At 54.0% G+C, this 11,531-nt stretch carries 12 protein-coding genes; 10 read left to right on the top strand and 2 right to left on the bottom strand.

Annotated elements, in window-relative coordinates:
• Window positions 1–131: 131 nt before the first annotated feature.
• Window positions 132–311, bottom strand: a complete 180-nt coding sequence (locus HUF18_RS03065) for a hypothetical protein (protein ID WP_225691096.1) — start codon at window positions 309–311, stop codon at window positions 132–134.
• Window positions 308–1,468, bottom strand: a complete 1,161-nt coding sequence (locus HUF18_RS03060; protein WP_225691095.1) for a helix-turn-helix domain-containing protein — start codon at window positions 1,466–1,468, stop codon at window positions 308–310. The genes HUF18_RS03065 and HUF18_RS03060 overlap by 4 nt, the downstream gene beginning before the upstream one ends.
• Window positions 1,469–1,644: 176 nt before the next feature.
• On the opposite strand from HUF18_RS03060, the gene HUF18_RS03055 reads away from it, so the two are divergent.
• The 10 genes from HUF18_RS03055 to HUF18_RS03010 all read left to right on the top strand — a co-directional run bounded on the left by HUF18_RS03055 (window position 1,645) and on the right by HUF18_RS03010 (window position 11,518).
• Complete coding sequence (locus HUF18_RS03055) at window positions 1,645–4,140, top strand: penicillin acylase family protein (protein WP_225691094.1); 2,496 nt, start codon at window positions 1,645–1,647, stop codon at window positions 4,138–4,140.
• 383 nt (window positions 4,141–4,523) lie between these two features.
• Window positions 4,524–4,853, top strand: a complete 330-nt coding sequence (locus tag HUF18_RS03050) for a c-type cytochrome (protein WP_225691093.1) — start codon at window positions 4,524–4,526, stop codon at window positions 4,851–4,853.
• Between the two features lie 50 nt (window positions 4,854–4,903).
• The gene (locus tag HUF18_RS03045) at window positions 4,904–6,052 is read left to right on the top strand and encodes a cytochrome D1 domain-containing protein (RefSeq protein WP_274704255.1); all 1,149 of its coding nucleotides are present in this window, start codon (window positions 4,904–4,906) and stop codon (window positions 6,050–6,052) included.
• Window positions 6,053–6,064: 12 nt separating this feature from the next.
• Window positions 6,065–6,559 (top strand): Lrp/AsnC family transcriptional regulator, encoded by a 495-nt coding sequence (locus tag HUF18_RS03040; protein ID WP_145467848.1) that lies wholly within the window; start codon window positions 6,065–6,067, stop codon window positions 6,557–6,559.
• Window positions 6,537–7,046 carry a siroheme decarboxylase subunit beta gene (ahbB, locus tag HUF18_RS03035; RefSeq protein WP_222428505.1) on the top strand — a complete coding sequence of 170 codons (510 nt, stop codon included), beginning with the start codon at window positions 6,537–6,539 and terminating at the stop codon, window positions 7,044–7,046. Before HUF18_RS03040 ends, ahbB (HUF18_RS03035) begins: the two co-directional genes overlap by 23 nt.
• Window positions 7,036–7,509, top strand: a complete 474-nt coding sequence (locus HUF18_RS03030; protein WP_225691092.1) for an Lrp/AsnC family transcriptional regulator — start codon at window positions 7,036–7,038, stop codon at window positions 7,507–7,509. The genes ahbB (HUF18_RS03035) and HUF18_RS03030 overlap by 11 nt, the downstream gene beginning before the upstream one ends.
• Window positions 7,484–7,999, top strand: a complete 516-nt coding sequence (gene ahbB / locus HUF18_RS03025; protein ID WP_225691091.1) for a siroheme decarboxylase subunit beta — start codon at window positions 7,484–7,486, stop codon at window positions 7,997–7,999. The genes HUF18_RS03030 and ahbB (HUF18_RS03025) overlap by 26 nt, the downstream gene beginning before the upstream one ends.
• A gap of 12 nt (window positions 8,000–8,011) precedes the next feature.
• On the top strand, window positions 8,012–9,190 hold the full coding sequence (gene nirJ, locus HUF18_RS03020; protein WP_225691090.1) for a heme d1 biosynthesis radical SAM protein NirJ: 1,179 nt from the start codon (window positions 8,012–8,014) through the stop codon (window positions 9,188–9,190).
• 13 nt (window positions 9,191–9,203) lie between these two features.
• Window positions 9,204–10,022 (top strand): uroporphyrinogen-III C-methyltransferase, encoded by an 819-nt coding sequence (cobA, locus tag HUF18_RS03015; RefSeq protein WP_225691089.1) that lies wholly within the window; start codon window positions 9,204–9,206, stop codon window positions 10,020–10,022.
• Window positions 10,016–11,518, top strand: coding sequence for a cytochrome D1 domain-containing protein (locus HUF18_RS03010; RefSeq protein WP_225691088.1), 1,503 nt, complete (start codon window positions 10,016–10,018; stop codon window positions 11,516–11,518). The genes cobA and HUF18_RS03010 overlap by 7 nt, the downstream gene beginning before the upstream one ends.
• The last annotated feature ends 13 nt before the right edge of the window (window positions 11,519–11,531 follow it).

Genomic DNA, 11,531 nt, shown 5'->3' with positions numbered 1-11,531 from the left:
GATTTTTAGCCATAACCCTTCGGGCTGAGGCCAGTTTTCCCCATTAACATCGTCGTTCGTCATTCATTTAGCCCGCTAATATCAATCCTCTCTCCTTGTTCTGAGAAAAACTGACTCTCAGCAGGCCCGATTTAATTAGTGTTAACAGGCCCCGGCAGCGAACTGGTTATGGCGCTGATTTTAAGGGCGGTTTTCTTACCCAGCCGCGGCACCAGCACTGCAGCTCTGACAATTCCCTGCAGCGTCTCTGCACTGGCCAGCAACACGCATAGCAGCAGGATAAGGGCCAGGTCATGAAATATCAGGGTCATGATTGGTGCCTTTTGCGGAACTCACTGGGAGTAACGCCGCTCAGGCGGCGGAAGGCGGTGTTAAAGGTCGACTTCGAATTAAAGCCGACATCAAAACAGATGCGTGACACCGGCGTATCGCTGTTGCGCAGTGCCTGTTGCGCGGCATCAATCCGGTAGCGGTTGAGCCAGTCGTAAAAATTACTGCCCGAACACTGGTTAATGGCCGCCGATGCCTGATGGGTGGTCATGCCACACATGGCGGCCAGCTTGCCGAGCGACAGTTCGTTATCGCGGAATGCGCCATTGGCCAGTGCCTGCTGCAGCTCGGCGAAGAGTTCCTGCTGGGCATTGTTGGCGGTAGCTGCGCTGGCATCGGCTGGTGTGGCGTTGCTGCTGTCCGGGTCTGCGCTGCCCGGGTCTGTGTTGTCTGGTTTGGATGACGTTGCCAATGGCTGACGCGGGGGCAGACTTTGCGGCAACTGGGCGTGACTGAGCATCAGATACAGCAGGTAGGCGCTGGTAGGCGCGAGGGCAAAGGCCACCGACAGGTTCCAGCCAAAGCCCTGGCTGAGCAGAATACGGCCCAGCAACGAGAGGGCAATAATTAGTTGTACGGTCTGCAGTTTATTAATCCAGCTGCCGAGTCTGGCTTTGCGTCCCTGATAGCCCAGAGTGCGCTGCCGCCACCAGTACAGCAGGCTGAGTCCGGCGATAATGGCGAGGTAGTCGTTGCCGTAAGGGGCCAGTGGCTGCCACAGGCTTTCGTCGATCCGTACCTTCAGCATCCAGTCGATGCGTTCGGCCGCGGGCAGGTTCCAGTAAGGAACGTCCATTAATGCGACGATGAAGGCCGGAGATAAGTGCAGCAGCATTTGTCTGCGCGGGTGAAAAATATTGTCGCCCTGCAGCGCGCGCTGATAGCCATACAATGTGAGTGGCAGCAGCACAACCAGTGGGTCGATCAGTTTCAGAAAGAACGGCCAGCGCAGAAACATATCGGTGGCGTGATAGAGAAACTCCAGCGATTGCAGCATCACCAGTGTTGCCAGCCCCAAAAGCCAGGCGATGGTCAGGCGGGTGTGGGCATGATTTACCATCCAGCTCAGGGTGGCCAGCAGCAGCACACTGCTGAGGCACAGTCCGATCAGCGCTGCTGCGCCTGCTTCGTAGTTCATCAATACCTCTCAGAGAGACCAACTAAAGTTCGGATAGATCGAACCGTACGTGTAAGTGTTTGTTTTTAAAGTTATTTTTCTTTGGTGTCGGATCTATCGATACGGACGATCCTGTTGTCGTTCCGGCGTCTAATACTATTTCCTGTCACATAATCATAACAAGTGAGGAAACCCCGATGCATTTAGGCAGTGTCCTGAAGAAGCCCGGCCTGTACGCGCTGAGCGCATTAAGCTGCGCCTTATTAACAGGCTGCAATGACGATAAGAGCAATGCAAGCCATTCCTACGAAGCACAGATCACCTATACCGCCCATGGTGTGCCGCATATTGAGGCCAAAGACTATCCCAGTCTGGGTTACGGTATCGGTTATGCGCAGGCCAGAGAAAACCTCTGCACCCTGTCCGAACAACTGCTGAAGCTTAAATCACAGAAGTCCGAATACTTTGGCGCCGGTAGCGGCAATGCCAATCTGCTGTCGGATCTGGGCTACAAAGCCATGGATTATCCGGCTGAAGCCGCCCAGCTGTACAGTGGTTTATCAGCAACGACCAGAGGGCTGCTGCAGGGCTATGCTGCCGGTTTTAACCGCTCGCTGAGTGAGCGTGCCGGTCCGCAGGAATATCCGTCGCCGTGTCGCGGTGCCGACTGGGTAACCAGCATCACGGCGCAGGATCTGCTGGCTTATCAGCTGGACCTGGCCGGGCTGTCGAGTGCTCGTAACTTCCTCGCGGCGATGGCTGCGGCACAGCCGCCGGTCGCTACGGTTGCTGCGGTCGACAGTGCACAACTGGATGCAGGTCATGTTTTTACCTCTGAAGGTATTGGCAGTAATGGCTGGGCGCTGGGCAGTGATCGTGTTGATGGCGCCAGCTCTGCGCTGTTAGGAAACCCTCACTTCCCATGGGATGGCGAGCTGCGCTTTTACCAGCAGCATCTGACCATTCCCGGCGAACTGGATGTTAACGGTGTGGGCATGGTGGGTCTGCCGGCGGTGGTGATCGGCTACAACCAGAACCTGGGCTGGACGCACACCGTGTCGCAGTCGAAGCGCTTTACCCTGTATCAGCTGGAGCTCGATCCGGCCGATCCGCTGCGCTACAAGTTTGATGGTGAATACCGCGAGCTCAGCAGCAAAACCGTCACGGTAAAAGTGAAGCAGGGCGACGGCTCGCTGGTGGATGTGCCGCACACCCTGTACTTCAGCCACTTCGGGCCGATGGTGAATCTGGCGTCATTGTCTCCGGCACTGGGCTGGACAACCAGTTCGGCCGTCACCTTCCGCGATGCCAACGCCGGTAACACCCGCATGCTGGAACAGTGGATCGCAATGGATAAAGCGAAAAACCGCGAAGAATTCTTCCAAGCCTTTGCCGATCATCAGGGCATTCCGTGGGTAAATACCCTGATGATTGCCGACGACGGTACGGCTTCTTATATCGACGGCACTCAGGTACCGCAGCTCAGCCCACAGGCTGAAGCTTACTGGGGTATGGCATCCCAGAGCCCGCAGTTGGCACCGATCTGGCAGGACGGCGCCGGCAGCGTGCTGTTACCGGGTAATAACTCATTGTACGAGTGGGTCGATACGGGTGATGCCGGAGCGCCGGGTCTGGTGCCGTTCAGCAAGGCGCCACAGGTTACGCGCAGCGACTATGTATACAACGCCAACAGCAGCCACTGGCTGACCAACGTGGCTGAACCTCTGACAGGCTACAGCCTGATGTACGGCCCGGAGCAGATTGTGCGCAGCCCGCGTACCCGCTACAACGCCCAGCTGATCAGCGATATGTCGGGAACCGGTCTGGCTGGTGCTGATAACCGCTTTACCCTGAGTGAGCTGGAAACCGTACTGACCCATAACGGCTCGCTGTTTGGCGGTGACTTCCGCAACGAACTGGTAACCCGCTGTACCAACCACAACAGCATTCAGGTAAACGGCTCGGCCTTTGATTTAACCGCCGCCTGTACCGCGCTGGCCAACTGGGATGGTAAGTACAACCTGAACAGCACCGGTGCGCAGGTGATGCGTGAATTCCTCGCGGCCTTCCGTGTTTCCGGTCACCGTGATTTGTCTGACAGCCTGTTCGCCGTACCTTTCAGTGCCCAGCAGGCAGCAACCACGCCGTCTGGTCTGGTGGCGATTGACGCCGGTGATGTCGATAACGACCCGGTACTGCAGGCACTGGCCGCCGCCGCCAAGCGTCTGACCGATGCCGGTATTGCGCTGGATGCGACGCTGGGTTCGGTGCAGTACGTGATTAAAGCCGCAGGCAAAGATCCGATTGCGATTACCGGCGCCAACTCGTATGAAGGCGTATTTAATATGGCTTCCAGTGCGGTGCCATCACGCTCAACCTCCGAGCTGGCAACCAATCTGGTGGGCAGCAAACGCGCCGATTCGCCGCTGGTATCACTGGATGAAGACGGCAATGGTGCGACCGAGCGTTACCGCATTAATTACGGCTCCAGCTTCGTGATGGCGCTGCAATACGGTGATAACGGCCCTGAGGCAGAAATGTTCCTGAGCTACGGTCAGTCACATGATCCTGAGTCGGAATTCTTCACCGACCAGACGCTGAACTACAGCAACCTGCAGTGGCGTCCGATGCTGTTTAAAGCGGCGGATATTAAAACGCAGGCGGTAGAGACGCTGCAGTTAAAAGGTAAGTAATTACCGAGTTGTCAGACATAAAAAGCCCGCGTTATACGCGGGCTTTTTTATTGTTTGTTGTATGACTTATCTGCAATGCAGGGGTATTGATTAGCTTGTCGCCACTTATGGCGTTTATTTTTTAAAGTCGTGTAGTGCCCCATTATTTCTGCTTACCGTAAGCCTCTATTGTTATTAACGCTTATCGCATTAGCGTAATTCAGGATTCTTCTGCAATACGCTTAGGGTAGTGATTGTCCGGATTTTGTGGAAATTAATGGGTATGTAAATACCACCTGTGCGCAGATGCATGGCTTTAAGTTGTTGAGTTGAGTCAGGTTTGGAAAGAAGCAGGCTGCTAGTATCCGGAACAGTTGTTTGGATCGGGGTGCAAGGTGAACAGGATGTACGTTAACCGGATACTGCTGCTGGCACTGCTCTGTCTGCTGTTTATGCCGGCCCGGGCTGATCTTACAAAAGAACAGCAGGCAGGACTGGTTCATCTTCTTAAGCATGATTGCGGTTCATGTCATGGCATGACGCTTAAAGGCGGGCTTGGTCCCAGTCTGCTGCCGCAGGATCTGCGCAGCCGTGATCCTGAATATCTGCAACATATTATCAGCAAAGGAATAAGCGGTACGGCCATGCCGCCCTGGGAACCTTTGCTGCAGGATGATGAAATTAATTATCTGGTAAATATTATTCTCAGCCCTCTTCCGGAGACCGGACAATGAAATACTGTATTTTAATCTTAACGGTGCTTCTGAATGCTGCCTGCAGTCAAATGTCTGAAAAACCGGCAACGGTTTATGCCAGCGGTGATCTTGGCGTTATTATTGAACGGGAAAGCGGAAGTCTGGCTGTTTTTAACAGTACCGGGCAGAACCTTGTAGCCACGATTAATGGGCTTGGTGATTTATCACACGCGTCGGTTGTTTTTTCCCGCGATGAACGTTTCGCCTATGTCTTCGGACGTGATGGTGGTCTGACTAAAGTCGATCTTATTCTGAAAAAAATCGATAAGCGTATTCTGCAGAGTGGCAACAGTATTGGTGGTGCCATTTCTCAGGATGGAAAGCTGATTGCCGTCTCTAATTACAGTCCCGGAGGGGTACGTGTGTTTGATGCGGCAACACTGGAACTTGTTGCCGATATTCCGGCGGTTTACACCGATGACAGTGGCGCAGAAAAATCGTCAAAAACAGTTGGTTTGGTTGATGCGCCGGGTAACCGCTTTGTTTTCAGCCTGTTTGATGGCAATGAAATCTGGATCGCGGATTTCTCACACTTTGCTGTTGATGGTGAGTGGGATATTCGCCGTCATAAAAATATCGGCAAAAAACCATACGACGCATTAATTACCGATAATGGCCGTTTTTATGTGGCGGGTTTGTTTGGAGAACCCGGTATGGCACGCCTTGATCTCTGGCATCCGCAGCAGGCTCCGGTACGGGTTTTGCCGGATTATGGCAACAAGGACCAGCGCCTGCCGGTATACAAAATGCCGCATCTCGAGGGCTGGGCTCAGTCTGGTAATTATTTATTTGTACCGGGAGTCGGTCATCATCAGGTACTGGTAATTGACAGTGATACCTGGCAACAGGTGGCGCATATTCCGGTTGCGGGACAACCTGTATTTGTTATGGCCCGTCCGGATGACCGTGAAATATGGGTCTCTTTTGCTTTCCCCGATAATAATCAGGTCCAGGTTCTTGATGCGGAAAACTTCAGTTTATTACGCACCATTAATCCTGGTACTGCAGTGTTGCATATGGAATTTTCTCCCCGTGGTGAGCAGGTCTGGGTATCGGTCCGGGACGATCATCAGGTACAGCTTTATGACACTGCCACCTATGAGAAAAAAGCCACACTGCCGGTTCATAGTCCGAGCGGTATTTTTCTGACCCGCCGTGCTCATGTCATTGGTCTTTAAGAGGAGATGAGTATGACGGTTCCGGCTCTGACGGATTTACAGCGGGCCATTATTGATGGTTACCAGCAACATCTGCCGTCATCACTGACGCCATATCAGGATATGGCCAGCGAACTGGGCAGCAACGAAGCCGATGTTATTGCCGCCATAGACGATTTAATTCAGCGGGGGCTGATCAGACGTCTTGGCCCGGTATTCGATCATCACCGTGCCGGAGCCAGTACGCTGGTGGCGATGGCAATTCCGGCTGACAAGCTGGAACAGGAAGCGCTCAGCCTGAATACCTTTGCCGGCATCAATCATAACTATGAGCGGGAGCATCAATACAATCTGTGGTTTGTGCTGACGGCCAGCCATGATCAGGCTTTGCAGCAACGCCTGGAAGCCATATGTGAGCGTCATCCGTGGCCGGTACTGGTGCTGCCAATGGAGCAGGCTTACCACATCAACCTCGGATTTCCGCTGAACTGGAATGGAGGGGCGGATGATGTCTGTGCAAAACGCTGAGCAACAACTGAAATTCCTGCTGCAGCAGGGATTGCCTCTCGACTCCCGCCCGTACCGGGTATTGGCGCAACAAACAGGGCTGAGTGAAGAACAGGTTCTGCAACGGATTCAGCATTGGCAACAGGAGGGGCTGATCAGACGTATGGGGGCCATCGTCGATCACCATCAGCTGGGCTACAACGCCAATGCCATGCTGGTATTTGATATTCCAACAGAGCAGGTCGATCTGGTTGGTGAAACCATTGCTGCCAGTGGCCGGGTGTCACTTTGCTACCGGCGTCCGCGGCGTCCCGGCTGGCATTACAACCTGTTCTGCATGATTCATGGCCGCTGTCGTGATCAGGTGTTGCAGCAGATTGCGCAGCTGCGCCAGAGCCTTGGCCTGTCGGTTTTCCCTTTTCAAATATTGTTCAGCCGGCAGCAGTTTAAGCAGTGTGGTGGCGACTATTTTGAGCCTGATGCAAAAGGTGCGGCCAATGGTAACTGAAACATATCAGACGTTGCTCAGCGATGAGTTGAACCGGGCGCTGATCAACCGTTTGCAACAGGGATTACCTGTTTGTTCAGAGCCTTTTCAGCAGCTGGCGGAAGAACTTCAGACAACACCGGCGGTGATTCTGGAACGCATAACGCTGTTTCTCGACAGCGGCCTGGCCACCCGTTTTGGCCCGATGTTTCAGATTGAGCGTGCCGGTGGCGCTTTTACGCTGGTTGCCACGCACGTCGATGAACACCGATTTGAAGAGGTTGCTGCGCTTGTTAATGCCCGCCATGAGGTTGCCCATAACTACCGGCGTGAGCACTGGCTGAATATGTGGTTTGTGCTGGCCTGCGAACAGCCGCAGCAGGTTGCCTGCGTACTGGACGAGCTGGAAAAAGCCAGCGGTTGCGAAATGCTGAATTTTCCCAAGGAGCAGGAGTTTTATGTGCAGCTCTATCTGCCGGTCTGAGTCTGCGCTCAGCCCTCTGATGCAACGCCTGATGCAGCTGACCCAGCAGGGGCTGCCGCTGCATGAAAAACCCTATCTGCAGCTGGCCCGGCAGTTAGGTGTCAGTGAACAGGAGGTGCTGGATAGCCTGCAGCAAATGCAGGATCGCGGTGTGATCCGGCGTATTGCGCTGGTGCCGAATCATTACGCTATCGGCTACCGCTTTAACGGCATGAGTGTCTGGGAAATTGATCCGCAGCAGCTGTCCGCAGCCGGGGCCAGACTGGCCGCCAGTGGCTATGTCAGCCACTGCTATCAGCGTCCGGCCAAAGGTGAACAGTGGCCCTATAACCTGTTTGCCATGGTACACGGCACCAGCTGCGAACAGGTTGAAGAACTGGTGAGCCGCATCCGCACTCTGCTGGGAGACAGTTGTCATCGCCATGATGTGCTGTACAGCAGTCAAATTCTGAAGAAAACCGGTCTTCGTCTGGCCGGCACATCGCAATAACCGGAGGTTTTTATGTTCAGACTGACTCAGCAGATGGAGTGGTTACTGTCGGATCAGCCGCTGCCTCCGGCACGCAAGCCGCCAGGCCCGGTGGTGATCTGGAATCTGATCCGGCGTTGCAATCTGACCTGTAAACACTGCTATTCAACCTCGGCTGACACCCACTTCCACGGCGAGCTGAGCACAGAAGAAGTATTCCGCACACTGGAGGATCTGCGCCAGTTCCGGGTACCGGCCCTGATACTTTCCGGCGGTGAACCGCTGATGCGGCCGGATATTTATGATATTGCGCGGAAGGCGCGTGAGCTGGGTTTTTATGTTGGATTATCCACCAATGGCACACTGATCAACCGTGACAATATTCAGCAGCTGGCGGCGGCGGGGTTTGATTACGTTGGCATCAGTCTGGACGGCGATGAAGAAACCCATGACCGCTTCCGGCAGATGAAGGGAGCTTACCGTGCCTCTCTGGATGCGATGGCACTGTGCCGTGAACATGGTATCCGGGTGGGCGGGCGCTTTACCCTGACGGAAGAAAATGCACCACAGCTGCCCGCCATGCTGGATCTTATGGATCAGCTGGATATCGACAAATTTTATTTATCCCACCTGAATTATGCCGGACGGGGAGGGCGTAACCGTAAACAGGATGCCTTCCTGAACACTACCCGCAGGGTAATGACGGATTTATTTGAACGCTGCCAGAGCGAACTTAAAGCCGGTAAAAACCGTGAGTATGTCACGGGTAATAATGATGCCGATGGTGTCTGGCTGCTTATGTGGGCACGGCAACACTACCCTGAACGTGCCGATCTGCTACAGCAGAAGCTGGTGCAGTGGGGAGGAAATTCATCCGGTGTGAATATCGCCAACATCGATAACCTTGGCCAGGTTCATCCGGACACCTTCTGGTGGAAACATAATCTCGGCAATGTCCGCGAACGTCCCTTCAGTGATATCTGGCGCAATACCACCGATCCGCTGATGCAGGGAATGCGTCAGACCCCCCGCCCGCTGGAAGGACGCTGCGCCACCTGCCAATACCTGAATCTGTGTGGCGGAAATACCCGTGTACGTGCCTTTCAGATGACAGGAAATCCCTGGGCTGAAGATCCGGCCTGCTACCTGAGTGATGACGAAATTAATCCGCATCAGCCCGTGCAGATTCCGCTGCTGCAGGCCGAAGGATAACTGGAGACTAATTATGCACCCGCCAATCCTTAATCAGATGTTGTCCTCTGTGCCTGATGACTCACCACTGCAACCGGGCGAAGTCGCGCTGATCGGTGCTGGTCCCGGCGATCCCGGGTTGCTGACAGTAAGGGCGCTGCGCCTGCTGGCCCAGGCTGACACGGTTATTTATGACCGCCTGGTCGGGGCCGGCATCATGGCACTCCTGCCGCCGCAGTGTCAGACCATCTATGTGGGCAAAGCTGCCGGAGACCATGTTCTGCCACAGGAAGAAATCAACCAGTTGCTGGTTCGTCTGGCCCGTACCGGAAAACGTATTGTCCGCCTTAAGGGAGGGGACCCTTATATTTTTGGCCGTGGCGGGGAAGAGATTGAAGATCTGCGTCATGCCGGCCTTTGCTATCGGGTCATCCCCGGCATTACCGCCGCTTCCGGCTGTGCCACATACGCCGGTATCCCGCTGACCCACCGTGATCATGCGCAAAGCTGCACGCTGGTTACCGGGCACCTGAAAAAGGATGGCGAGCTTGACCTCAACTGGCAGGCGCTGGCCCAGCCCGGACAAACCCTGGTGTTTTATATGGGGGTCAACAGTGCGGTTGTTATTACTGAGAATCTGACGGCTGCTGGTCTGGCAGCAGAGACGCCGGTTGCGGTTATCGAGCGTGGCACGACACCACAACAGCGGGTTCTGCGCTCCACTCTGGACGATCTGCCACGGCTTGTTGCCCGCGAAGATATCCGTCCGCCATCACTGCTGATTATTGGCAGCGTTACTGCTCTCGCCTATGACGAATTCCAGCCGGTTGTACAGGAGTCTGTCGCATGTTGAACCCTCTTTCCCGTTGGCTGCTGCCATTGCTTATCGGCAACCTGAGCATTCTGACCTGTGTGGCGCAGACCAGCACGGCAGAAGACTCTGAGGCCCTGCAGATATATCAGGATCATTGTGCCGGTTGTCATGGTGCGCAGCGTACCGGAGCCATGGGGCCGGCACTGCTGCCGGAAAGCCTGGCACGTTTGCGTAAAGCAGAGGCACTGAATGTTATGCTGCATGGTCGCGTCCTGACTCAGATGCCGGCCTTTGCCAGACAGATTCCGGAAGAAAAACTGCAGCGGCTGATTGAGCTGATTTACAGCCCGCCGGCTGAACCTCCGCGTTGGGAAGAAAAAGATATTACACAGTCGCGGGTAAGCTATCCGGTTCCTGATAACGACAAGCCACTGTTCAGTGCAGACCCGCAGAATCTGTTTATTGTGGTGGAGCTGGGTGATCATTCCGCCACTCTGCTGGACGGCGATAAATTTGAAGCCATAACCCGTTTTAAAACCCGTTTCGCCCTGCATGGCGGCCCTAAATTTTCACCGGATGGGCGTTACGTTTATTTTGCTTCCCGTGATGGCTGGATCAGTAAATACGATATTTACAACATGACCTATCTCGCCGAAATCCGGGTTGGTATCAATACCCGCAATCTTGCCATTTCGGCAGATGGCCAATATCTGATCGCTGCTAATTACCTGCCGGGTAATCTGGTTTTACTGAGCAGTAAAGATCTGAGCCTTATTAAGATTATTCCGGCCAGCAGTGGTGATACAACCTCACGTGTCAGTGCGGTATACACCGCACCACCGCGCCACGGCTTTGTTGCAGCGCTGAAAGATATTGCCGAGGTCTGGGAAATTACCCCGTCAGATACCGATGCTCAAATACGCCGCATTCCGACCAGTGAATACCTGGATGACTTTTTCTTTGACCAGAATTATCAGTACCTTATCGGCTCTTCAAGAAAGGGTAACAGTGCTCAGGTCGTGAATCTGGATTCCGGTAATACGGTGGCAGACCTCAGCATAGAAGGCATGCCGCATCTGGGGTCAGGAATTACCTGGAAATACCAGGATACTGAAGTCCTTATGACGCCAAACCTGAAAGACAGCCGCTTAACCATTATTGATATGAGCAACTGGAAAACCATTCGCCAGCTTGATACTCAGGGGCCGGGTTTCTTTACCCGCAGTCATGATGGCAGTCCTTATGCCTGGTCAGATGTGTTCTTTGGTCCGCATAAAGACCTGATTAATATTATTGATAAAAAGTCACTGGAAATTGTTAAAACCCTGCGCCCCTCTCCGGGAAAAACATCCGGCCATGTCGAGTTTACCCGTGATGGTCGTTATGCCCTGCTGAGCATATGGGATGATGATGGTGAGCTGATTGTTTACGATTCCAAAACACTGGAAGAGGTCAAGCGCCTGCCAATGAAAAAACCATCGGGAAAATACAATGTTTACAATAAAACCCGCTACGTCCGGGGAACAAGCCATTAGCCGGTTAATCGTG

Origin of the sequence: Thalassolituus sp. ST750PaO-4 (assembly GCF_020320405.1) — a bacterium.
In the GTDB taxonomy this organism is placed as follows: Bacteria; Pseudomonadota; Gammaproteobacteria; order Pseudomonadales; family Oceanobacteraceae; genus Venatoribacter; species Venatoribacter alkanivorans.
This window is presented reverse-complemented; position numbering and strand designations above follow the sequence as displayed.